General features: G+C 40.5%; 26 protein-coding genes, 1 tRNA gene and 1 pseudogene. 18 read left to right on the forward strand and 10 right to left on the reverse strand.

Features of this window, described 5'->3' with window-relative positions:
* Positions 1-17: 17 nt before the first annotated feature.
* A pseudogene (locus PSF11_RS21200) lies at positions 18-165 on the reverse strand (helix-turn-helix domain-containing protein); the annotation flags it as partial.
* 30 nt (positions 166-195) lie between these two features.
* On the opposite strand from PSF11_RS21200, the gene PSF11_RS15410 reads away from it, so the two are divergent.
* The 3 genes from PSF11_RS15410 (at position 196) to PSF11_RS15420 (ending at position 2901) form a co-directional block, all read left to right on the forward strand.
* Positions 196-1689, forward strand: coding sequence for a VENN motif pre-toxin domain-containing protein (locus tag PSF11_RS15410; protein ID WP_225829605.1), 1494 nt, complete (start codon positions 196-198; stop codon positions 1687-1689).
* Positions 1690-2224: 535 nt separating this feature from the next.
* Positions 2225-2584 (forward strand): hypothetical protein, encoded by a 360-nt coding sequence (locus PSF11_RS15415; protein ID WP_196712842.1) that lies wholly within the window; start codon positions 2225-2227, stop codon positions 2582-2584.
* Between the two features lie 2 nt (positions 2585-2586).
* A complete protein-coding gene (locus PSF11_RS15420) occupies positions 2587-2901 on the forward strand; it encodes a hypothetical protein (protein ID WP_036942875.1) in 315 nt (104 codons plus the stop codon).
* Positions 2902-2947: 46 nt separating this feature from the next.
* On the opposite strand, the gene PSF11_RS15425 is transcribed toward PSF11_RS15420, so the two are convergent.
* Entirely contained in the window at positions 2948-3175 is a 228-nt protein-coding gene (locus PSF11_RS15425) for a SymE family type I addiction module toxin (RefSeq protein WP_036942877.1), read from the reverse strand.
* Between the two features lie 439 nt (positions 3176-3614).
* Here PSF11_RS15425 and PSF11_RS15430 point away from each other — a divergent pair, with 439 nt between their 5' ends.
* The 3 genes from PSF11_RS15430 (at position 3615) to PSF11_RS15440 (ending at position 4415) form a co-directional block, all read left to right on the forward strand.
* The gene (locus PSF11_RS15430; RefSeq protein WP_036942880.1) at positions 3615-3851 is read left to right on the forward strand and encodes a hypothetical protein; all 237 of its coding nucleotides are present in this window, start codon (positions 3615-3617) and stop codon (positions 3849-3851) included.
* A gap of 99 nt (positions 3852-3950) precedes the next feature.
* On the forward strand, positions 3951-4181 hold the full coding sequence (locus PSF11_RS15435; RefSeq protein ID WP_052127989.1) for a hypothetical protein: 231 nt from the start codon (positions 3951-3953) through the stop codon (positions 4179-4181).
* A gap of 15 nt (positions 4182-4196) precedes the next feature.
* Entirely contained in the window at positions 4197-4415 is a 219-nt protein-coding gene (locus tag PSF11_RS15440) for a DUF7336 domain-containing protein (protein ID WP_036942883.1), read from the forward strand.
* Between the two features lie 142 nt (positions 4416-4557).
* Here PSF11_RS15440 and PSF11_RS15445 read toward each other — a convergent pair whose 3' ends face one another.
* Entirely contained in the window at positions 4558-4683 is a 126-nt protein-coding gene (locus tag PSF11_RS15445) for a type I toxin-antitoxin system SymE family toxin (RefSeq protein WP_225829604.1), read from the reverse strand.
* Positions 4684-4964: 281 nt separating this feature from the next.
* Here PSF11_RS15445 and PSF11_RS15450 point away from each other — a divergent pair, with 281 nt between their 5' ends.
* The 5 genes from PSF11_RS15450 to PSF11_RS15470 all read left to right on the forward strand — a co-directional run bounded on the left by PSF11_RS15450 (position 4965) and on the right by PSF11_RS15470 (position 8157).
* Positions 4965-6113 carry a VENN motif pre-toxin domain-containing protein gene (locus tag PSF11_RS15450; RefSeq protein ID WP_145928229.1) on the forward strand — a complete coding sequence of 383 codons (1149 nt, stop codon included), beginning with the start codon at positions 4965-4967 and terminating at the stop codon, positions 6111-6113.
* Between the two features lie 2 nt (positions 6114-6115).
* A complete protein-coding gene (locus tag PSF11_RS15455) occupies positions 6116-6343 on the forward strand; it encodes a hypothetical protein (RefSeq protein ID WP_014657423.1) in 228 nt (75 codons plus the stop codon).
* Between the two features lie 431 nt (positions 6344-6774).
* Positions 6775-6972 (forward strand): hypothetical protein, encoded by a 198-nt coding sequence (locus tag PSF11_RS15460; RefSeq protein WP_040132480.1) that lies wholly within the window; start codon positions 6775-6777, stop codon positions 6970-6972.
* Positions 6973-7161: 189 nt separating this feature from the next.
* Positions 7162-7542 carry a hypothetical protein gene (locus PSF11_RS15465; protein WP_072502740.1) on the forward strand — a complete coding sequence of 127 codons (381 nt, stop codon included), beginning with the start codon at positions 7162-7164 and terminating at the stop codon, positions 7540-7542.
* Positions 7543-7956: 414 nt separating this feature from the next.
* The gene (locus PSF11_RS15470; protein WP_072502741.1) at positions 7957-8157 is read left to right on the forward strand and encodes a hemagglutinin repeat-containing protein; all 201 of its coding nucleotides are present in this window, start codon (positions 7957-7959) and stop codon (positions 8155-8157) included.
* A gap of 261 nt (positions 8158-8418) precedes the next feature.
* Here the strand turns inward: PSF11_RS15470 and PSF11_RS15475 are convergent, their stop codons facing one another.
* Positions 8419-8877, reverse strand: coding sequence for a DUF6097 family protein (locus PSF11_RS15475; RefSeq protein WP_072502742.1), 459 nt, complete (start codon positions 8875-8877; stop codon positions 8419-8421).
* Positions 8878-9739: 862 nt separating this feature from the next.
* Between PSF11_RS15475 and PSF11_RS15480 the strand changes: the two genes are divergently transcribed.
* Positions 9740-10105: a hypothetical protein gene (locus PSF11_RS15480; RefSeq protein WP_195848403.1), complete on the forward strand. Its 366-nt coding sequence runs from the start codon at positions 9740-9742 to the stop codon at positions 10103-10105.
* Positions 10106-10519: 414 nt separating this feature from the next.
* Here the strand turns inward: PSF11_RS15480 and PSF11_RS15485 are convergent.
* Both PSF11_RS15485 and dicD read right to left on the reverse strand, forming a co-directional pair.
* Positions 10520-10595: transfer RNA gene (locus tag PSF11_RS15485), tRNA-Phe, on the reverse strand.
* A gap of 126 nt (positions 10596-10721) precedes the next feature.
* Entirely contained in the window at positions 10722-11300 is a 579-nt protein-coding gene (dicD, locus tag PSF11_RS15490; RefSeq protein WP_036942948.1) for a division control transcriptional repressor DicD, read from the reverse strand.
* Between the two features lie 203 nt (positions 11301-11503).
* Here dicD and PSF11_RS15495 point away from each other — a divergent pair, with 203 nt between their 5' ends.
* A complete protein-coding gene (locus PSF11_RS15495; RefSeq protein ID WP_072502743.1) occupies positions 11504-12643 on the forward strand; it encodes a glycerate kinase in 1140 nt (379 codons plus the stop codon).
* Positions 12644-12896: 253 nt separating this feature from the next.
* Here PSF11_RS15495 and PSF11_RS15500 read toward each other — a convergent pair whose 3' ends face one another.
* Positions 12897-14219 carry an anaerobic C4-dicarboxylate transporter gene (locus tag PSF11_RS15500; protein WP_004925858.1) on the reverse strand — a complete coding sequence of 441 codons (1323 nt, stop codon included), beginning with the start codon at positions 14217-14219 and terminating at the stop codon, positions 12897-12899.
* 145 nt (positions 14220-14364) lie between these two features.
* A complete protein-coding gene (gene aspA, locus PSF11_RS15505; RefSeq protein ID WP_004925857.1) occupies positions 14365-15789 on the reverse strand; it encodes an aspartate ammonia-lyase in 1425 nt (474 codons plus the stop codon).
* Between the two features lie 507 nt (positions 15790-16296).
* Between aspA and PSF11_RS15510 the strand changes: the two genes are divergently transcribed.
* The 4 genes from PSF11_RS15510 (at position 16297) to PSF11_RS15525 (ending at position 19945) form a co-directional block, all read left to right on the forward strand.
* On the forward strand, positions 16297-16809 hold the full coding sequence (locus PSF11_RS15510) for an FxsA family protein (protein WP_072502744.1): 513 nt from the start codon (positions 16297-16299) through the stop codon (positions 16807-16809).
* Positions 16810-16973: 164 nt separating this feature from the next.
* Positions 16974-17267 (forward strand): co-chaperone GroES, encoded by a 294-nt coding sequence (locus PSF11_RS15515; RefSeq protein WP_008914587.1) that lies wholly within the window; start codon positions 16974-16976, stop codon positions 17265-17267.
* A gap of 51 nt (positions 17268-17318) precedes the next feature.
* The gene (gene groL / locus PSF11_RS15520) at positions 17319-18962 is read left to right on the forward strand and encodes a chaperonin GroEL (RefSeq protein WP_004925846.1); all 1644 of its coding nucleotides are present in this window, start codon (positions 17319-17321) and stop codon (positions 18960-18962) included.
* Between the two features lie 638 nt (positions 18963-19600).
* Positions 19601-19945, forward strand: a complete 345-nt coding sequence (locus PSF11_RS15525; RefSeq protein WP_014657509.1) for a DUF4156 domain-containing protein — start codon at positions 19601-19603, stop codon at positions 19943-19945.
* Between the two features lie 47 nt (positions 19946-19992).
* Here PSF11_RS15525 and epmB read toward each other — a convergent pair whose 3' ends face one another.
* On the reverse strand, positions 19993-21021 hold the full coding sequence (gene epmB, locus PSF11_RS15530; RefSeq protein ID WP_004925842.1) for an EF-P beta-lysylation protein EpmB: 1029 nt from the start codon (positions 21019-21021) through the stop codon (positions 19993-19995).
* Between the two features lie 43 nt (positions 21022-21064).
* Here epmB and efp point away from each other — a divergent pair, with 43 nt between their 5' ends.
* Positions 21065-21631, forward strand: coding sequence for an elongation factor P (gene efp, locus PSF11_RS15535; RefSeq protein ID WP_004925840.1), 567 nt, complete (start codon positions 21065-21067; stop codon positions 21629-21631).
* Between the two features lie 78 nt (positions 21632-21709).
* Here the strand turns inward: efp and PSF11_RS15540 are convergent, their stop codons facing one another.
* Positions 21710-21907 (reverse strand): YbdD/YjiX family protein, encoded by a 198-nt coding sequence (locus PSF11_RS15540; protein WP_004925837.1) that lies wholly within the window; start codon positions 21905-21907, stop codon positions 21710-21712.
* Between the last annotated feature and the right edge of the window lie 90 nt (positions 21908-21997).

Raw genomic sequence — 21997 nt, forward strand, 5'->3', positions numbered from 1 at the left:
TGTTATCTCTAATTATTTTATCCAATCAATCGCTTAGCCTGATGTTTTAAAATCAACGCATCCAAAAATCGATGTCACTGATTTTAACTCTTCTTCGTCTATCTGTTTGACCGCTTCAAACTTCAGTTCATTTTGCGGCTCACACTCGCTTTTTTTAAATGACAGTGAATGCCCATGAAAAACTGAATATCATTTTTGAGAAAGAGAGAGCAGAAGCGGATAGAGCAGAATCAGTTGATTGGGGAAATAGGTCAGCAAATCACGGATGTGGCGTTGACGGGGGCGAAAATTCGCGCTACAGAAGCGGTGAATAAAAATCATCCTACTTTGATGGGAAAAGCGCGAGAGGATACCATTCAGGCTGAAATCAACGACTCTGGCTGGCAAGTCGGTGGAGACAAACGGCGCATAGTCGAAGCAGGTACAGCGTTAGTTCAAGGCTTAGCCAGTGGTGATGTGAGTAAAGCCGTAGCGAATGCGAGTGCGCCGTATATTGCGAACTACATCGGTCAACACATCGAAGATGATAAAGCCAACGTTGCTGCACACGGTATTGCCAATGTTGCATTAGCGCTGGCAAAAGGTGAAAATGCAGGTGCGCAATCGCTCGGTGCTATGACTGCTGAAGCGGTGGGCATGTTGTCGAAAGAGCGGTATAAGAAAGATGCTAGCCAGCTTACCGAAGAGGAAAAGGCGACGGTGAGTGCGTTTGCGAGCTTAGCAGCCGGTATTGCGGGCAGTTTAGCGGGCGGCGATACGTCAAGTGCGGCGAATACTGGTCAGGCAGGCAAAACGACGGTTGAGAATAACTATCTGAGTGCCAAACAAATCACATCTTGGGTTGATAAGTATGATAATGCATCCACCGATGAGGACAAAAAGAAACTAATCGCAATGGCTGAAAACGTGGATAAAGAACAGTTACAAAAAGCGTTAGATACAAAAATTTCTAAAGATTATTTAGAGCAACAAAAGAATGAACTCACTGCATTGTTAAATTCAGGCAACTGCAATTCAGATTATCGTTATATCGCACAAACAAGCATCAATCAATTGACCACAATCATTGATAATTATAGTGATTTAGAAAGAACAAATAAAATTCTTAGGGCTGCAATAGCAACAATTACATTAGGTTTGCCAATGATGAGTAAAGCGGTTAGCCTCTATGTATCGAGTTGGTTAGGAAGTACTTCTGTCGCTAATCGTGTGATAGGGGTAACAACCACAGGCACGGCAAACTTAGGAATGCAGGGATATAACATTTATAAAAACCCTGAAAATACTGATTTTAGTTACGCAAATTTCGGAACGTCATTATTAACAGGGGGGATCACACCAGGAATGGGATATTGGGGGACCGTCACAACCAATACAACAGGAGCTGGAGTCTCAAGTTTAATTGATGGTAAATCTCCTTGGCCTTCGATGGGCGGGGCATTTGTAGGATCGACAGTTGGGTATTGGGGAACAATAGGAATAACTAATACTTTAAATAGCCAATTCAATCCTTGGTCTAATGGACTTAAAGAAAAATATTTAGTTGAAATGCCATCAATATCAGCCCCACCAACTGTATCAGTAGTACCAAGTATTGTTGGAAGTGGCGCTGGTGCTCTGGGTTCGGAAGGTGCGAATAAAATAGTTACAGATAAAATAAAAAAATCGAATGGCAAGGAACAAAAATGAGATTGTTTAAATATTTCATTCTACTTTTAGTTGCATTCTCTTTTATGTTTTTTTTTATTCTATTAATAATAAAAACTCTAGTAGAATTAATATACTATTACTCAATGGAAGATAGTCTTTTTTCTATTACTAAAGAGAACATTATAGATTATGTATGTTTGGGAATAGGATTTGGTTTTTTCTTTAGTATAGTAGCTTGCTTAGTCAGTTATCTTGAACATAAAAGACGCTAATATTTTTACAAAGAAAGAAATTAGCGCCGCACTGAGTCTTGTATGGCTATCTTACTCCTCAGCCAGCCGGATAATCAACTGCCCGGCTTGGCAAGTGAGGGGATAGTGGCTGCCCACCTTAAAGCCCATCTCTTTCAGCGGTAATCCCCCCGAAAGATAATGGAACAGTTACGAATGTTGGAAAAGGTAACTCTGAGTTTGATGGTAAAACGATATACGATGCTAATGGTTCTGTATATGAAGGTGGGGTATGGAAACCGAAAGTAACAAATGGTTCTCAACATGCAATAGATAAAGAGCAATTGGCTAACCCTATTTCACAGTCTCGTATAAATATTCAAAATGGTAATGCAAAAGCTGGATGGGAACATTTAGTTAAACGCCATTTTTCTGGTAAGCCTAATGCTAGCCAATTTACGATTAGTCAATCAGAAGTTAAATCATTGCTTCAAAATCCTGATGTTACAAAGGTTCCGATTAGTAAGATACAAACATCAGATAATAAAGCAACTGGACAGAAAGAGATATTGTACCAAAGGGTAGTTACGTTGGATAAACTTATTGGAATTGATAAGTTTAGCAATAAACCCACAAATACAATGACTATTCTTACCGACAAGCATGGAAATTTAGTAACAGCTACACTTGGAGTAATCGATTAAACATGAAGAATGAAAATAATGATGAATTGATAAAGTTTAAGGAAATAGAAAAAAATATTATTTTTCCATTTCTAGCTAATGAATTTACGCATATTGATTCCGCAAATATTCTATATCAAGGAATTGATCAGTATGTTGAAATCTACGGATATTTAATAAATAAAAAGTATGTCATTGAATTTGATCTTTCAACTATAGACCATTCTATTAGTAAAAATGAAATATTGACAGTAGAAGACTATGAAGCAAGTTTAAGAGGAAAAGGTAGAGCTAAAAGGGATGCTCGCGATTTTTTAAGGCGATTAATGAGCAGCTAAGATAGAGATCCCTATCCATACAGGGTCGGGATCTTCCTTAACGATCTCATTCACCCTCAGCCAGCCGGATTATCAACTGTCCGACTTGGCGAGTGAGAGTGACGTTGCTGTCCACCGTAAATCCCAAATCATTCAGCCACTTACCACTGATGATCAGTTGTGGGCTGGGGTTGGATTTACCGCGGTTGGGGGCGTAACCCACTGTATACTGTCTGATTTTGACCACTTCTTCTTTAGTCGTCGGTGTTTTTACACGACAATCACGCTTAGCCATGGTGACTACCTCGTATAGTTGCTGTGGTTAGCGGGTAAAGCAGGTTGCAACCTGTTTTATCCGCGTTTAAATAACTTACTTCATGACGGCAATCACCTGTTTAATCTTCTCTTGGGCGATTGTCATATCTAAAAAATGACAAATCATATCTTGGTCTTCGAGCTTCAACGTATCTGCATCTTAGATAAAAAGTGATGACCGGGGCGAAAAACGAACGTCGGGGAGCTCGAATCCAAATGCCAAAATGCACTGGGGAAATCGGCTTGTAACTGACTGAGTGCACTAGGAAAAAGTGGTTTTATCTGGCTGGGTTGCAATGGAATGAGTTGTTGTTGAGAATAACAGTGTCAGTGTTGTCAGTAAGGTAGTCACTAAAGGCTTAGAAAAAGGCTATGCTGCATGTGTTAAAAATACCAGCTGCCGGAATGAAATCGCTAAGTTGGGCGTTAATTTTGGTCTGACAAATGATCAAATCAAAAATGTCAGAGAAGCCGCTATAGCCGCAAGAAATGGCGATACTACGGCAATGAAGAATCTATCGCCGTTTGAAGTGGCTTACATTGATGAGCAGATTATCAGTGGTAAAGGTCTATCGAGGGGAATGTTTGGTGGTCAGACGTGGGGCGACCGGATCGGTGTTAAAACTCATACTGGCGGTAACCAAATACCTGAATAAGGACGGACTGACACTGGGGGAGATCAAATACCTGAACGTATTGATAATACCCATATAACACCCTTGCCGGATAATACGACGTTAGACGATATAGCTCTTTTGTCAGAAAAATCAAAGGTACCTAAACTAGGTATAAGTGGAAAGGAAGGTTCTAAAGAAGTCCCTAGATGGGCTAAAGGAGAAAGGCCTAAAGTTGGTGAGAATGGAAATAAGTTCGCTGAGCGTTTATTAGACAATAAGTATGGCAAAGGAAATTATGATAAAGGGCCAAATGCAGAATTTAATAAAATAAGAAAATGGGGCGATAGGGCTTTCGTAGATCCTAAGTAATTTGAGGGAATATTTATGACAACAGTTTATCTTTTATATCATATTCGTGAAGACGAGAATTCAGAGGATGAAAAACTAATAGGAATATACACGACTATGGAACTAGCAGAAGAAGCAAAGAAGCGAGTTGAAAACCAACCTGGTTTTATTGATTATCCAGATGATTTTAGTATTTTTCCTCACAAATTGAATCGTGATGGTTGGACTGAAGGTTTCATAGTCACAGATGATTAAAATAGAGACCCCAGCCTAAACTGGGATCTCCTTAGCTACTTCGCTCACTCCTCAGTCAGCCAGATGATCAACTGTCCGATTTGGCGGGTAAGGGTAAAGAGGCTCCCCCCCTCAAACTCCATCTCTTTCAGCCACTTACCACTTAACGTGAGTTGCGGGTGGGGTTGGGTTTACCGCGGTTGGGGGCGTAACCCACTGTATACTGTCTGGTTTTGACCACTTTTTCTTTAGCTGTCGGTATTTTTACACGATAATCGCGCTTAGCCATGGTGACTACCCCTATTGATTGCGTGGTTAGCCATGTTGGGGTGTTCCCACACCTGAGCATGGTGTTATCTCTAATTATCATATCCAATCAATCGCTTAGCCTGATGTTTTAAAATCAACGCATCCAAAAATCGATGTCACTGATTTTAACTCTTCTTCATCTATCTGTTTGACGTTTCAAACTTCAGTTCATTTTACGGCTTATGTTCGCTTTCTTTAAATGACAGTGAATACCCATAAGAAGCTGAATACGATTTTTAACAAAGAAAAAGAGCAGAAGCGGTGAATAAAAATCATCCTACTTTGATGGGGAAAGCGCGAGAGGATGCTATTCAGGCTGAAATCAACGACTCTGGCTGGCAAGTCGGTGGAGACAAACGGCGCATAGTCGAATCAGGTACGGCGTTAATCCAAGAGTTAGTAAATGGTGATGTGAACAAAGCGGTGGCGAATGCCAGTGTGCCGTATATTGCGAACTATATTGGTCAGCAGGTAAAAGATGATAAAGCCAAAGTTGCGGCCCACGGTATTGCGAATGTTGCATTAGCGCTGGCAAAAGGTGAAAATGCAGGAGCACAATCGTTAGGAACGATGATCGCCGAAGCGGTTGGTATGTTGTCGAAAGAGCTGTATAAGAAAGATGCTAGCCAGCTTACCGAAGAGGAAAAGGCGACGGTGAGTGCGTTTGCGAGTCTGGCAGCCGGTATTGCGGGCGGTTTAGTTGGCGGTGATACGTCAAGTGCGGCGAATGCCGGTCAGGCAGGCAAAACGACGGTTGAGAATAACTCAATGTCTGGTGCTGGGCTCGGTGGAAATCTAGGTTTCTGGTTTGCTGATATAAAAGATTGCGATCAAAATTGTAAAGCGGAAATTGCTAAAGGTATTAATGACGGTAATTTTGAAACATCGGGACATGCCGCTGGCGTTACTGGATTGGGGTTATACTCAGGAACAGGACTTATTGTTGCTGGTATAGGTGGAAGCGCTAATTATTTAATTCAGTTATTTGGCGATAAACCAGTCAACTACACCGATGTACTCATTGCTACTCACATCGGTGGAATTACTAAAAATTCTACTGTCTATGGTGTTATAGGGTGGAATGCCTTAGGCGGTGGTGTTTCAAGTGAATTAAAAGGTGAAGATCCATTGCTAGGCGCTGGAACGTCTGGAATTAGTTCAGGAATTGGTTATGGACTAGGTGGTCTCATAAAGTGGGGTGGTAATCAATGGGGATTTCATAAAACTAATGGTTTTGATCCTAAATATAACCCTAAATTACAAGGTGATGCGAATAAAGGGCAATTAGGGTTATCAAAAGATTTATCACCAGCTCAAAGACCTGGCATAGCCGGCAATATTACCAGCTCAGTAGTAACAGAAAAAAATAATAAAATTAATGATGAAATTAAGAATGACACAGGGAAATAAAAATGAATAATTTTCGATTTTTATTAATTTTTCTGCCGTTATTTATACTTGTCATATTTGTTGCAAGTTTAGTTTCTTCGGTAATTATTGATATTATATTGTTTATAATTAACGGAAAAGAGTTTGATTTTAATATTGATGAATTATGGAGCCTGATCAAACTTAGCATAATAGGTGGTAGTGTAAGTGCGGTAGGTCTTTGGATATTGAAAAAATTGAAACATAACTAACTAAAATATAAGCCCTACTCATGAATAGGGCTTATAAGCCGCATCACTCCTCACTCAGCCGGATTATCAACTGTCCGGCTTGGCGGGTGAGGATGTAGTGGCTGCCCACCTCAAAGCTCATCTCTTTCAGTTAGTTATCGATTAAGATGAGTTGCGCTCTGGGGTTGGGTTTACCGCTGTTGGAGGCCTACCCCACTGTATACTGTCTGGTTTTAACCACTTCTTTAGTCGTCGGTGTTTCTACAATACAACCGCGCTTAGTCATGGTGACTACTCCTATCAGTTGCGTGGTTAGCCATGTTGGAGTGTTCCTGCACCTGAGAATGGTGTTATCTCTGATTATCTTATCCAATTATGCGCTTAGCCTGATGTTTTAACATCAATGCATGCAAGATCGATGTCATCAATTTTAACTCCTTTGCATCCTAGTAATGATAAAAAAAATAGATGCCTATAGAAAAGGCTGCATTAAGGGAGGAAATGAAAATTTAAAAATGGTGGGGTTGATTAATAAAGCACCTTCGATACCGGGAGGGATAGCATTTATGCAAGTAGCTAGTATTCTAAAATCTGAAGGCGTTGCGGTAAGTGCTTGGGTTGAACGTATAGCTAGTGATTTATCTCACTAAATTTCTAATGGATGGATTATTGCTGTTATAACCATAGATAAAATGGTAAAAAGTTTTTTATTGATGTGGTTAGTAGGCTTGCTCCCCATTGTTGCAGTAATAGATCTATGGAAGAACAATATGTTAGTTCAGTAACTATGTTTGAAAAAACTTTATAGGTGAAGTGATTGTTCCTGAAGGATGGCAGACATGATTTTACAAATCGAATTTCCAGATAATTTATTTTTAAGTAAACTAGAACAGCAAAAAAAAATACCTTGTCATATACAAATATCTAATAAATTTGAAATTATTTTTGAAATTGAATCAACAAGAATTATTGGAGAAGTGAGCGAATATAATAGGGCATTATTCGAACAAAGAGTTATAGCCAGAGCTGGAGGCAATTATATTTATAATGAACCATCTTTGATAACATTAAGCCGCGTTAGTAAAGGGGTGTATAGGGTCGTTGATCTCTTCGTTTTTTATAGCGATTTTGGATGGTGTTCAGTCATTGAAAACGGCGATTACATGGAGCCCCTCCAATTTTGGGATAATGATGATGAAGATCCAGACTTTAAGCCATAAATATAAAGAGCAATCAATAGGAAATGTAGCTCGACTAAAGGAGCTATATTCACCTAACTACCTCGCTTCTTCGAGTACTCAACCGGAAAATCCACTATTTAGCTTGGTGAGTGAAGAGGGAGTGCTTAGCATCTAAAATATTAACTTAATAAACTAATTACTTCAGAGGATGAATTGCTGGCTGGAGCTGGAGTTACCTCGGTTGAAGGTGTAGCCTACCGCATATAATTTGGCTTTCCTCGCCGCCTCTTAAATGGTTTTTATTTTCTACCTTAGTTTTTCTCGCCAGAGCCGATAAAAAGACAACAGCAACTGGATGCCAATAAAAACATCACACTGACCGTAAAAAAGAATATTAACCTGACCAGTATCACTAAGAATGGTAAGAGTGAAAGCAAAAGCCGCTCATTTTGAGTGGGAATTGGTACGGATGATTTCAGTGCCAATGGGAGTGTGAACCCAGGCAAAGGTTTTGAGAAAGGCAATAGCCAGTTTTACACGGATAGTGAGGTCAATTCTGGTAAACAATTAACGCTACACAGTGGTAAAGGCACCGACCTCACGGGGGGCAAACCCGTGGTGAAAGTGTTAAAGCGGATGTTGACGGCAATTTAACGGTCAGTAGCCAACAAATGAGCAACAAGCACGATTCGAAGCAAACCGGCAGCAGTGTAGGCGGAAGCCTCAGTTTTGCGGGCTGTGGCTCTTTGAGTCTCAATGCTCGCAAAACTGAGATGTACAGAGACTACCAATCATGCAGGTAAAGGAGGCTTTGATATTACTATCGGCAATCATAGGTAATCCTCTCCACATTGATTTGCGTCACATTGAGCCATTAGGTATATATTGTCGTAAATTTACTCATAACTAATACTATCAGGACTCATTTTTTACTCTGGAAATAAACTTATCCACCAATCTCCCAGCTAGTTTTTCAGATTTTTTTTGTAAAAAGTAAAAATAAAAGATAGGCAAAAACATTAAAAAACAATAAAAAATAGTTAGCCAGTAATTTGTAACAAAAAAGTCAAAAACAGTATCAGAAATGTAACTAATATTTGTTGAAAACCATTTATCTAATCTTGTTGAAAATAAAAGTATAGCTAAAATTAATACAGGTAAAGCCATTATTCCCGAAAGGATATTAACCCTACGCTTAATTTTCACTACAGATAGATATTCATCGTCACTCATATAACGAGCAATATCTAAGAGTTGATCATTTAAGTCATCTCGGCAATCAAGTTTCACATCATTACGTTCTATTTCTTGATGCAATAGACGCAGTAACTGACTATTCTCTATAGATTTACCAAGTGCTGTTATTATTCCCATTTATATGTCCTAGAAATATCCAAGTTTTCCTAAAATTACGATGATAATTAAATACTAAAAGTAAGGAATAAAGCAACAGATTTTTAGTACGATAAATTCTTTTTATACGAAATGCTACAAGTCACTCTTGTTGCGTATTAATAATATCGTCATTTTCTTCATAAGCCTACTCTTTTAGATATTTTCTTGTTTTTATTTTAATCAAGCAAGGGGGAATAATGGAATATAATCCAATTTTTTGGAGTATTAAATGACAAAAAAGCAAAAAAGTTTATGCAGCTAAATTTAAGTAAAAAAACGTAGTATTGTGACAGGGCAAGATTATAGTTGTTATGAGTGAAGGTGTATTACCTATCAGGCAGCGATATCTAACAGCTACCGTATTCAATATATGACATAATAAATCTAATAGATATTAGGAAAATTAATTATTTATTACTTTCACCAAGATTGAAATTATGAAACCTCCCCTTAGTTTAAAAAAATTATCAGAAATAATAGAATGAAGTGAAGAGCTAGCAGACAGCTTTTATACGAACAGAATGGCTATTATAGGCCCATAAGAAAATGGAACAACCGTCTTAGGATGGTTTAAAAAATTCATGATGCTTTATAGCATTATCAAATCTGTACTTTAAATAGAATGTAGTTCATCTTAACTTCCTTCTTTCGGTAGGCTACCAGCCTTATGGGATAAAGATGGTACATCTAAAAATCTGGAATGTATGTCGCTAGATTAACCACGGCACTGGTATAAGATATAAAAATATCATGCTGAACAAATCATATGAAAGAGTAGATGGGGGGCATACAGTAAAAATGAGTATAAAAATAGAAAAGCTTTATAAATGAGGGATGGGCGGTGCAAGAATCATTAGTGGTTTTTGGCGATATGCCATTATCAGGTATTCAATTAAGATCTATTAAATATGATCGAGCGGTCCTATCACTTTCATTAATTAAGCCCGATGAGGAACTAAGTTTAATATTTGAGTGGATATATTCCTTTAGGGTAACAGATGAAGGGGATTTATTAAAAATGCTAGACCATTTCAATGGTCAGATGACAACTGGGGTTTATAAAGTTAAAAATTCATCCTATTTAGAATGGTTTCATGAGCAAAGTGAGAATATACATGATGATATTATAGAGCATTATTTAATTGTGACCCTTGATGAGGTTGTCGAAGTACTTGCGGCAGTGGAACCGATAATTAAAACGGTATGATATGTAGTAAATCCCTGGAATACAGTAAGTTAAGCCTGTAAGGGGCGGGAAGCACATTGATCCGTTTTTTAAGAACTATAGTCATGACTATATCACACGACTATTTTATTGAATGTAGAATTGGTCTTTACTCAAAAATAAAAATGCGGCAACTCTAGTCAAATGGCATGATAACGGTCTAGCTGAGTGTATTTTCTGAGAGAACGGTGGGTCTGAGATGAATAACTATCTTAGAAAGCTAAATATGGCGTGATGGGATCTTCTGATATTAAAAAGTTAAAAGGCTTTGCAAAAAAAACGATCAGTTGAAAGAGGTTTGTTCTGGCTTAGCTAAATTTTAAGGTGATAATTTAAGATAATTAGATGATATCTATAGGATTACTTGATTGGAGGAAACCACTGTAGAAGTGAAAGTGGTGCCCGGACTCGGAATCGAACCAAGGACACGGGGATTTTCAATCCCCTGCTCTACCGACTGAGCTATCCGGGCAACGGGGCGCATTAAACCGTATTAGGTGGTTGGCGTCAACGAATTTTTGCTAAAAAAATGCAGTTTTTAACTGAGTGTTTTCTTTTTCAGCAAAAATTGTTGGTTTAACGCGCGATTACTGTTTTATTAACTTAAAGCTCCTTTTTTACGGCATAACGCAATAGTTAAAATATCCTCTGAGAGATGCTGAGCAATTTCGACATCTTTAATATCTCTTTGAATGAGTAAACGATTCAAACAGCCCTCTAAAACTAATTCCATTTGATTTGCCACGAGCACGGGGTCTTCAATATCTAATTCATCTAATAACTCTTTGGTATATAGAAAAGAGTTATCTTTTTGTATTCGGCTTAGTTGGTGGATAGGGTGCTGTGGATCAGGATAGTGATTACAGGCTGAGACAAATAAACATCCAGGGAAACGCCCTTCGCTAACACGTTGGTACAGCTGTTGGTAGCGTGCGGAAAGTTTTTGTTGGGGGCTTAACGACTCATCTAACCGTGTTTGACGTTGCCAAATTTCAATCTGTTGCCCATGATAACGCAGGCAATCGTACACTAAGGCCTCATCATCAGGCCAAAATTGGCGGATCATGTTGAAATCAGGGGCTATCTCATGGAGAAGATGCTCGGTAGAGGCAGAGAGGCCTTGTTTTTCTAACTGGTTTAGAGCATGGCTTAAAATTTGTTCGCGCTGTACTGACATTGTTAGCTCCATCACAATATTGTTCTCATCTTCCCATCATAACAATGATCATTATTGATTTATAGCAGTTTGCTTTGTGAGCAATATTGTTGATGACAAAAATAGGTAAGGTGTGATCAGGGTAACTGTCAGACAATTTGCAGTATGAGAGCTATCAACATGATACGATTAAATAATTATCGTGTTTTTCATAGGTACTCATCATGAAAATTATTATAGCTCCAGATTCATTCAAAGAGAGCATGAGTGCAGAATCTGCTGCCGATGCCGTGAAACAAGGCTTCCAAGCGGTATTTCCTGATGCAACGTTTTTAAGTCTACCCATAGCAGATGGTGGGGAAGGTACGGTTGATGCGCTGATTGCCGCTGCGAGCGGAGAAAGAGTATCTGTTGAGGTATTTGATCCACTCAATAAACCTATAACAGCAGCTTATGGTTTGCTTCATCAAGGAACGACAGCAGCGATTGAAATGGCTGCTGCAAGTGGATTGATGTTAGTTCCGCCAAAAGAGCGTAACCCGATGCTAACCAGCAGTTATGGCACAGGTCAATTAATTAAAAATGCCTTAGATAAAGGCGTACAGCAGATTATTTTAGGTATTGGTGGCAGTGCAACGGTTGATGGTGGCGTTGGTATGCTGCAAGCCTTAGGGGCTGTTTTTTATGATGAGCAGCAACAACGGCTAGGCCAAGGGGGGGAAGTACTCAATAAGATCGCCAGTATTGATATTTCAGGTCTCGACCCTCGTTTAAAAGATTGTGACATTGATGTGGCGTGTGATGTGGACAACCCTCTTGTTGGTGAGCGTGGTGCCGCTACAGTATTTGGTCCTCAAAAAGGGGCAACACCTGAAATGGTTGCCATGTTAGAACGTGGGCTGAATCAACTGGCAAATGTAATAAAAAGCACAACAGGTATAGATTACCGTCACTTAGCAGGAGGTGGTGCGGCTGGAGGAATATCTGTCGCCGCAGCCGCCTTTTTGGGAGCACAACTAAAACCGGGCATCGATATTGTGATTCAAGCGGTCGATTTAGAAAAAGAGATGATGGATGCTGATTTAGTGATCGTTGGTGAAGGGAGTATGGACGGGCAAACCGCAGGGGGGAAAGCACCGATTGGTGTTGCCAAAGTGGCGGCAAAATACCATGTTCCAGTGATAGCATTAAGTGGTGTGTTAGGGAAAGGTGTGGACGCTTTACATCAAGAAGGCATTGATGCTTTCTTTAGCATATTGCCTCGCTTGTGCGCGCTCGACGAAGCATTAAATGAAGGCGCCATTAATTTACAGCAGACTGCTTATAATGTGGCGAAGGTGTTAAAAATAGGGCAGAAGCTTTAATCGCGCGACGATAGGTTAATTCATCACGGATAGCTGTTTTGATGACTTAATTGCTTTTATGAGGTGAATGATAGCGGTTTATGGCTTGATGACTGCACATTCAAATCTAAACATGCCCTGCTATCTGTGCAATGGCGTATGAATAAATCTGCTAGTAGGATACGGTCTGGGTTATCCGTGCAACGCTATTTAGTTTTTTAAAAGAAAACCCGCAAAATATTGCGGGTTTTTGTATGGGTAGAATATCCAATAACTACAGGATCATACCGCCGAATAGGAAACCGAAGGTAACAGCTAAGATCACGGCAATAGTGCCCGGAATAAAGAATGGATGGTTAAAGACAAAACGGCCAATGCGTGTGGTTCCGGTATCATCCATTTGTACAGCAGCAACCAGTGTTGGGTATGTTGGTAGAATAAACAGACCAGATACTGCTGAGAATGATGCGATAGCTGTCAGTGGGCTAACATGAAGCGCGAGTGCCATAGGCATCAACGCTTTTGCTGTTGCAGCTTGTGAGTACAGTAGAGCTGAACAGAAGAAGAAGATCACGGCTAGCATCCATGAATGTTCATGGATCAGGTCACCCGCTGTTGCTTTAATCCAATCAATATTATGTTGTACGAATGTATCACCTAACCATGCAACACCTAAAATACAGATACATGCGCTCATACCGGCTTTAAAGGTACTTGAGTTAAGGATCGCGTCTGTATTGACTCGGCATAAAATAGTGATGAGGGTCGCTACACTCAGCATAATGATTAAGATAGCATTAGTGGTGTTCATCAATGGTGTTTTGACTATTTCTAAGCTTGGGCTGTTGATAATAGCGTAGACAACAACACCGACAACGCCTAGCAAGAACAAAAATACAGATGATTTTGCACCAGGTTTGATAGCTTTAACTTGGCTACCACGCAGTTCAACTAAGCCTTCTGCTAAACGTTTTTGGTAAACAGGATCATCAGACAGTTTCGAGTTAAACGTCCAAGAGATGATGAATGACATCAAAATGATAGCAAGGAAAGTGGATGGCAGTAAAATAGCGAGCAACGTAATATAGCTAACAGTGTTACCTGCACCGACCATGGCGGAGTTTTCCATCACAGAGGCCATATACACAACTGCCGCTGAGATTGGGGACGCTGTAATACCAATTTGAGCCGCAACAACCGCAGTTGAAAGTGGGCGGCAAGGTTTGACGCCTTGTTCTTTTGCCACTTCTGCAATGACGGGTAAAGTTGCTAAAGAGATATTCCCTGTACCAGCAAATAAGGTTAGGAAATAGGTCACGATTGGTGCAAGGATGGTGATGTATTTAGGATTACGACGCAGTAGTTTTTCTGTCTGATCGACTAAGTAATCAAGTCCACCTGCAATTTGCATTGCAGAAATGGCAGCGATCACAGCCATAATAATAGAGATAACGTCAAATGGTATAGTACCTGGTTTTACGCCAATAGCAGCGAGTACCAGTACACCTAGGCCACCGGCAAAGCCGATACCTATCCCACCGAGACGGGCCCCCAAAAATATGGCCAGCAGAACAATGATAAATTCTACGGCTAACATAGTGTTTACTCCTCGACAAATTTAAAATTAAAAATATGAAACTGTAGTGTTAATTTTTTGTGTGTGCATAAAACTAAAAAGGCACGCTTTCCGAAGGAGAGGCGTGCCTTGATTTTTAAGAGTTATTTATGGTTAGCATAAACGATTAGTCATCAAATCTTTTCGCTTTATAAGCTGGGTGTTTTAGGTTCTCAACAGAGAAAATATCATCCAGCTGCTCTTCGGTCAGTAGGCCGCGCTCCAGAACGACTTCACGGACACTCTTGCCTGTTTCAGCACAGATCTTACCTACGATATCACCATTATGGTGACCAATGAATGGGTTCAGGTAAGTAACAATACCGATAGAGTTAAAAACAAACGCTTCACAGATTTCTTTGTTCACTGTGATACCGTTAATGCATTTTTCAACTAAGTTACGGCACGCATTGTTCATCAGAGAAATGGATTCAAACATCGCTTGACCGATAGCTGGCTCCATTACGTTCAACTGTAGCTGACCCGCTTCAGCTGCCATTGTAACACAAACATCGTTACCGATAACTTTGAAACAAGCTTGGTTAACCACTTCAGGAATAACTGGGTTAACTTTTGCTGGCATAATTGAAGAACCTGCTTGTAATTCAGGCAGATTGATCTCTTTGAGGCCTGCACGTGGGCCAGAAGACAGTAAGCGCAAGTCATTACAAATTTTAGATAGCTTAACGGCAAGGCGTTTTAGGCCAGCGTGAACGGTGATGTATGCACCACAGTCAGATGTCGCTTCAATCAGGTCTTCTGCTGGTACACAAGGTAAGCCAGTCACTTCTGCTAATTTCTCAACAGCCAATTTTTGGTAGCCCGGCGCAGTATTCAAACCTGTACCGATTGCCGTTGCACCTAAGTTCACTTCTAACAGTAATTCAATACTACGTTTTAGGTTTTTCTCTTCTTCTTTTAAGAGCGTTGCAAAGGCATGGAATTCTTGACCAACGGTCATTGGTACAGCATCCTGCAATTGGGTACGGCCCATTTTCAGAATGTCTTTGTATTCTTCTGCTTTTTTCTCAAAACCTTTTTTCAGGTATTCAACCGATTCAATCAGTTTTACAACGGAGTTGTATACGGCGATACGGAAACCTGTCGGATAGGCATCGTTGGTTGACTGACTTTTATTTAAGTGGTCATTAGGATTTAGGTATTCATATTCACCTTTTTTATGACCCATCAGTTCAAGACCAATGTTTGCAAGGACTTCGTTGGTATTCATGTTTAGTGATGTACCTGCACCACCTTGGAATACGTCAACAGGGAACTGGTCCATGCATTTACCGGTATCCAGTACAACATCACATGCTTTGATAATGGTATCTGCAATGTTACGTGGAATAGTGTGAAGTTCTTTGTTCGCCATTGCTGCCGCTTTTTTAACCATTACCATGCCGCGAATAAATTCGGGCACGTCGTTAATGGTGCGGTCGCTGATATAAAAGTTTTCAATCGCACGCAGAGTATGAACACCGTAATAGGCATCAGATGGGACTTCTTTCTGACCTAACAGGTCTTCTTCGATACGAGTATTGTTTGACATGAGAACCTTCTTAATTAGATTACAGTTACTGTCTATTATGCGCTTTTAAAAAATATATACCGTAAAACAAAACATTCTAGGTGTTAAACACCTGTTACTCCATTATCAGCATGATGATCTACTGATTTATGAGTAGATGATATGCGGTTCTTTAATGATTACCTTGAACCTAGATCACTATATAGTTTGATTTATGAAACAGATTTCAAAATATGTGAACATACTCACAGATGAAACCAAAAAAATTAGAAATCTCCATGAGTTGAAAAGCGTTATAGTGACCTCCATCATTATGTCTATACTATGTGAAAAAGCGAATGTTGTTGTTTGTCTCTTAGATACAGTTCACAAAGGTTTTCCAAGAGGCGAGAACTAACCTATATCCAACGAACTTCTGGGTGTGAATAGGTGGCAAACTCTCTGAGAACATGACTCGAATAGAGAGTGGTCGATACTTGAGCAATAAGAAGAACGAAGGAGATAGCTGATTGAAATAAAGGAGAACTTGTGCGCTGGTTACCGCTAATATTGATATGCCTTCTCATTTATATTGAGTCCGTCATATTCGTTCGTGTTGCTTCAGAAATTGGGGTATTGGCAACACTCATACTGGTTGTGTTGACATCTTGTTTGGGAATTTCTCTGGTCAAAAATCAGGGAATGAAAAATGTCATGCAGATCCAGCAAAAAATAGCAGCAGGTGAAAGCCCCGCAGCAGAAATGATTAAAAGTGTTGCGTTGGTACTTGCTGGCTTCTTATTAATCCTGCCAGGGTTCTTTACTGACTTTATTGGTTTGCTGTTATTGTTACCTCCTGTGCAAAAATTGTTCGTCATGCGTTTGATTCCACATATCCGTTTTTCCCAAACTGGAAATGGTTTTAGTGCAGGGCGTAATAACCCATTTCAACAAGGTGATACATTTGAAGGGGAATTCCAACGTAAACAGGATGATCCATCATATAAACTCGATAAATCCGATGATTCTAACGAATCAGAAAAAGATAACCGCTATAAGTAAGAGCCCCCATTAAAATAGGGAAGGTAAAAACAAAAAAATTTTATCTTCCCCCCTTGAAGTCACTCCAATTAGCCCCAATCTGCTGAAACATGGTACTGGTTTATTTAGGCATACTGGTATCGTCCTTTTACCTAGTGTGGACTTTATTTATAGGAGAACTATTAATGAAAATTCGTCCATTGCATGACCGTGTTATCGTCAAGCGTAAAGAAGTTGAATCAAAATCTGCAGGCGGTATCGTTCTGACTGGCACTGCAGCAGGTAAATCTACGCGTGGTGAGGTCCTCGCCGTTGGTAATGGTCGCATCCTTGAAAATGGTGAAATCAAAGCGTTGGATGTGAAAGTCGGCGACATCGTTATTTTTAACGACGGTTATGGCGTGAAAGCTGAAAAAATCGACAACGAAGAAGTGCTGATCATGTCAGAAAGTGACATCCTCGCGATTGTTGAAGCGTAATTTTCACTTAGATCTTCTCAACTAACGAAAAGAATTTAAAGGAAAGAAATAATGGCAGCTAAAGACGTTAAATTTGGTAATGACGCACGCGTAAAAATGCTTCGTGGTGTGAATATTCTAGCAGATGCAGTTAAAGTAACTTTGGGCCCTAAAGGCCGTAATGTGGTTCTTGATAAATCATTTGGTTCACCAGTTATCACTAAAGATGGTGTTTCTGTTGCACGTGAAATCGAATTAGAAGATAAATTCGAGAACATGGGCGCACAGATGGTGAAAGAAGTTGCTTCTAAAGCTAACGATGCAGCGGGTGATGGTACAACAACTGCAACAGTTCTGGCGCAAGCTATTGTTACTGAAGGTCTGAAAGCCGTTGCAGCGGGTATGAACCCGATGGATCTGAAACGTGGTATCGATAAAGCAGTAGTTGCAGCTGTAGAAGAGCTGAAAGCACTGTCTGTTCCATGTTCAGACTCTAAATCTATCGCACAGGTTGGTACAATTTCTGCAAACTCTGACGAAACCGTTGGTAAGTTAATTGCAGAAGCAATGGATAAAGTCGGCAAAGAAGGCGTTATCACTGTTGAAGAAGGTACTGGTCTGGAAGACGAACTGGATGTTGTTGAAGGTATGCAGTTCGATCGTGGTTACCTGTCTCCTTATTTCATCAACAAGCCAGAAACGGGTGTTGTTGAACTGGAAAACCCATTCATCCTGTTAGTTGATAAAAAAGTATCTAACATCCGTGAACTGCTGCCAGTATTAGAAGGCGTTGCTAAAGCGAGCAAACCACTTCTGATCATCGCTGAAGATGTTGAAGGCGAAGCACTTGCGACACTGGTTGTTAACACCATGCGTGGTATCGTGAAAGTTGCTGCGGTTAAAGCACCTGGTTTCGGTGATCGCCGTAAAGCAATGCTGCAAGATATCGCTATCCTGACTAACGGTACTGTTATCTCTGAAGAGATCGGTATGGAGCTTGAAAAAGCGACATTAGAAGATCTGGGTCAAGCAAAACGTATCGTCATCAACAAAGACACAACAACTATCATTGATGGTGTTGGTGAAGAGTCTGCTATCGCAGGTCGTGTTGCACAAATTCGTCAACAAATCGAAGAATCAACTTCTGATTATGACCGTGAAAAACTGCAAGAGCGCGTTGCTAAATTAGCTGGCGGTGTTGCTGTAATTAAAGTTGGTGCGGCAACTGAAGTTGAAATGAAAGAAAAACGTGCTCGCGTCGACGATGCGCTGCACGCAACTCGCGCAGCGGTTGAAGAAGGTGTTGTTGCTGGTGGTGGTACTGCACTGGTACGTGTTGCCGCTAAACTGGCTTCACTGAAAGGCGATAATGAAGAGCAAAACGTGGGTATCCGCGTTGCACTGCGTGCGATGGAAGCACCAATGCGTCAAATCGTCACTAACGCAGGTGAAGAAGCTTCTGTTGTTGTTAACAAAGTTAAAGCAGTTCAAGGCAACGAAGGCTACAACGCAGCAACTGACACTTATGGTGATATGATCGAGATGGGTATCTTGGATCCAACTAAAGTAACTCGTTCTGCATTGCAATTCGCTGCATCTATCGCTGGTCTGATGATCACAACTGAAGCGATGATTACTGAAATGCCTAAAGATGAAGGCCCTGACTTAGGTGCTGCAGGCATGGGCGGTATGGGTGGAATGGGCGGTATGATGTAAGCCAATTGGCCGCATCACGCTCACACAGTCAATAAGAACTGTTAAGCCTTCTAACCGGTATTGTTGGTATTAACCGACAATACCGGTTTTTTATATGAATAAATATGTTTGAGTTGATTGATGGTAGGCCGACCGAATGTCTAAAGTGAAGAATATCGATAATCTAAAATGACGCGAAAGATTTCGATACACTTATTTTGAGTAAAAGCCCTTGAATTTGCTAATTGTATAATTGTGCATTTATTTTTGCGCAAAGACCGTGCGGCAGGTTATATTTGGAGTAAGGCAAAAGGTGGTTTGGTGAGTAACCAAAGGTGAAAGCGTTATAGGCTCTTTATATTTCATGTGATGTTTCGAATTATTTAGAGTATACGCGTTTTATGGTAAGCTTTGTTTGCTGACGAGGGTGGGCAAATTTTATGGTCATGCCTTTGTTGATACTTTGAACCGTTATCCATATCTCTCAATATAGATCTGGCGAATTTTGGCTGTAAATAGGCGCTCGAGTGACTATAATTTAGTAGCGCTAATGAAGATCAATTCAATGATGCCGTTAATAGCAACGGTATATTGAACAAAGAAGGGAATGAGTGGTTCTCAAACCAGCTGCAAAAACACTATGATAAATGAGGGAAAACATGCGTATTAAAGTATTGCTTGGTGCTGCTGCATTACTACTTTTAGCAGGTTGTTCGACAACAACTAATTTAACTGCGGCGGGCTCACAAGTTCGTTTTGTTGAAAACCAACCTGGAAGTGATTGCCAGCTTCTTGGTCAAGTCACAGGAACTCAAAGCAACTGGTTGAGCGGTGTCAATAGTGAATCAAGCTCTATGCGCGGCGCGGCAAATGATCTGCGTAATAAAGCAGGCGCAATGGGCGGAAATGTGATTTTTGGTGCGACTAGCCCAAGTGAAACTATCCTCTCTAGTTTTATCCCAGTTGATAGTAAAATGGTCGGCCAAGTTTATAAGTGCCCCTAAAATGAATATTTGACGCCCGATCGTATAGACGATGCGGGCGTTTTATTTCAGCACTGTCTTAGGTTTAGGTCGAGTAACGTCTTACTCGGCTCTCCGCCAATCTCCCGTGCTAATTTTGGCACCAAATAGCCAGAAACCTTCCCAAGCAATTGTTGTATTAGCAACCTAGCTTCTTGGTCGCTCACTAAGAAATGCGCAGCACCTTGCACCTTATCTAAAACATGCAAGTAATACGGCAGGATACCCGCATCAAATAGCGCATTACTTAAATTCGCCAATGTATCTGCATCATTGTTCACCCCACGTAACAGTACGCTTTGATTGAGTAAGGTCACGCCGGCATTTTTTAATTTTTGCATCGCGGCTTTAAAGTGATCATCTATCTCATTAGCATGGTTGAGATGCGTTACCATGATCACTTGAAGACGTGAGTGGGCAAGTCGCTGACACAGGTTAGTGGTAATGCGTTCGGGGATCACTACAGGTAAACGAGAGTGGATCCTCAGCCGCTTAATGTGGGGGATCGCTTCGAGTTGCCCAATTAACCAATCCAGTTCACTGTCTTTTGCCATCAAGGGATCACCCCCTGAAAAGATGATTTCATTGAGTTCAGTGTGGTTTTTTATATAATCCACAGCTATCAACCAATTATTTTTGTTTCCCTTATTATCTTCATAAGGAAAATGTCGGCGGAAGCAGTAACGGCAGTTTACTGCACAGCCCCCTTTCACCAACATCAATGCTCGGTTGTGATATTTGTGGAGTAAACTGGGGATCGCATTATTTTGTTCATCTAATGGATCTGTAGAAAACCCCGGATAGGTATCAAATTCTGCTTTTGCAGTTAATACTTGCAATAGCAGAGGGTCTTGTGGATCGCCTTTTTTCATGCGCGAAATAAACGGCCTTGGTACACGTAATGGAAATAATTTACGTGCGTCGTTGCCATCTTTCGATGCTTGATGGCTTTCTAGCCCCAGTATTTGAAGCAATTCATCAGGATTAGTGATTGCTTCAGCAAGTTGTTGTATCCAGACTTCTCTGGATGAGGTATTTTGAGTTACAATATCGACCATTTTTTGGCTATGCCATTTTTAGTGTATAAATTAGAGGATCTCCATGGCTACTTATAGTACCAATGAATTCCGCTCAGGTCTTAAAATCATGTTAGATGGCGAACCTTGTGCAATTCTTGATAGTGAATTCGTTAAACCGGGTAAAGGTCAAGCGTTTGCACGTGTTCGTATTCGTAAACTGATTTCTAACAAACTGTTGGAAAAAACATTTAAGTCTACTGATTCTGTCGAAGCCGCAGATGTCATGGATATGAACTTAACTTACCTTTATAACGACGGTGAGTTTTGGCATTTCATGAACAACGAAACTTTCGAACAGCTTGCAGCGGACGAAAAAGCGGTTGGTGATAACGCTAAATGGCTGATCGACCAAGCTGATTGTATCTTGACTCTGTGGAATGGCCGCCCAATCGCGGTGACTCCACCTAACTTTGTTGAGTTAGAAGTCACAGATACTGACCCAGGTCTGAAAGGTGATACAGCGGGTACTGGCGGTAAGCCAGCGACTTTAAGCACGGGTGCAGTGGTTAAAGTTCCTCTGTTCGTTCAGATTGGTGAAGTGATCAAAGTTGATACTCGTTCAGGCGAATACGTTTCACGCGTGAAATAATACCTGTTTGCTTGAAGCTAAAAAACCGTAATGTTGTAAGACATTACGGTTTTTTTTACCCAAAAAGAGAAGCTGAATTTAACAGCACTTAAACCCGCCTTTTCCACCATAGCGAGCATCTTGGCGCTCTTTAAAGAACTCTTCATATGTCATTGGTGTTTGATCTGGATGATTAAGTCGCATATGAGCAACGTAATTGTCATAATCAGGCACACCAATCATCATTTTGGCTGCTTGCCCAAGGTAACGAGCCGCATTGCCGAGTGAACCAAACATCTTAATCTCCTTACTTCGCTTCTAACTTTAGAGCGCTTGAGCGTTATTTGAAAACTCGAGCCACAAATAGGATGAGGTGGCTCGTTTTCG

Source organism: Providencia sp. PROV119 (assembly GCF_028482435.1).
Taxonomy (GTDB): Bacteria; Pseudomonadota; Gammaproteobacteria; order Enterobacterales; family Enterobacteriaceae; genus Providencia; species Providencia stuartii.

Bases quoted from the DNA above. Each gene is read 5' to 3' on its own strand.
- PSF11_RS15495 (WP_072502743.1), top strand. From the start codon at position 11,504: ATGAAAATTATTATAGCTCCAGATTCATTCAAAGAGAGCATGAGTGCA.
- groL (WP_004925846.1), top strand. From the start codon at position 17,319: ATGGCAGCTAAAGACGTTAAATTTGGTAATGACGCACGCGTAAAAATG.
- PSF11_RS15460 (WP_040132480.1), top strand. From the start codon at position 6,775: ATGATAAAAAAAATAGATGCCTATAGAAAAGGCTGCATTAAGGGAGGA.
- PSF11_RS15425 (WP_036942877.1), bottom strand. From the start codon at position 3,175: ATGGCTAAGCGTGATTGTCGTGTAAAAACACCGACGACTAAAGAAGAA.
- PSF11_RS15475 (WP_072502742.1), bottom strand. From the start codon at position 8,877: ATGGGAATAATAACAGCACTTGGTAAATCTATAGAGAATAGTCAGTTA.
- PSF11_RS15445 (WP_225829604.1), bottom strand. From the start codon at position 4,683: ATGGCTAAGCGCGATTATCGTGTAAAAATACCGACAGCTAAAGAAAAA.
- PSF11_RS15540 (WP_004925837.1), bottom strand. From the start codon at position 21,907: ATGTTTGGTTCACTCGGCAATGCGGCTCGTTACCTTGGGCAAGCAGCC.
- PSF11_RS15500 (WP_004925858.1), bottom strand. From the start codon at position 14,219: ATGTTAGCCGTAGAATTTATCATTGTTCTGCTGGCCATATTTTTGGGG.
- aspA (WP_004925857.1), bottom strand. From the start codon at position 15,789: ATGTCAAACAATACTCGTATCGAAGAAGACCTGTTAGGTCAGAAAGAA.
- PSF11_RS15440 (WP_036942883.1), top strand. From the start codon at position 4,197: ATGACAACAGTTTATCTTTTATATCATATTCGTGAAGACGAGAATTCA.
- PSF11_RS15515 (WP_008914587.1), top strand. From the start codon at position 16,974: ATGAAAATTCGTCCATTGCATGACCGTGTTATCGTCAAGCGTAAAGAA.
- PSF11_RS15455 (WP_014657423.1), top strand. From the start codon at position 6,116: ATGAATAATTTTCGATTTTTATTAATTTTTCTGCCGTTATTTATACTT.
- dicD (WP_036942948.1), bottom strand. From the start codon at position 11,300: ATGTCAGTACAGCGCGAACAAATTTTAAGCCATGCTCTAAACCAGTTA.
- PSF11_RS15525 (WP_014657509.1), top strand. From the start codon at position 19,601: ATGCGTATTAAAGTATTGCTTGGTGCTGCTGCATTACTACTTTTAGCA.
- efp (WP_004925840.1), top strand. From the start codon at position 21,065: ATGGCTACTTATAGTACCAATGAATTCCGCTCAGGTCTTAAAATCATG.
- PSF11_RS15420 (WP_036942875.1), top strand. From the start codon at position 2,587: ATGAAGAATGAAAATAATGATGAATTGATAAAGTTTAAGGAAATAGAA.
- PSF11_RS15465 (WP_072502740.1), top strand. From the start codon at position 7,162: ATGATTTTACAAATCGAATTTCCAGATAATTTATTTTTAAGTAAACTA.
- epmB (WP_004925842.1), bottom strand. From the start codon at position 21,021: ATGGTCGATATTGTAACTCAAAATACCTCATCCAGAGAAGTCTGGATA.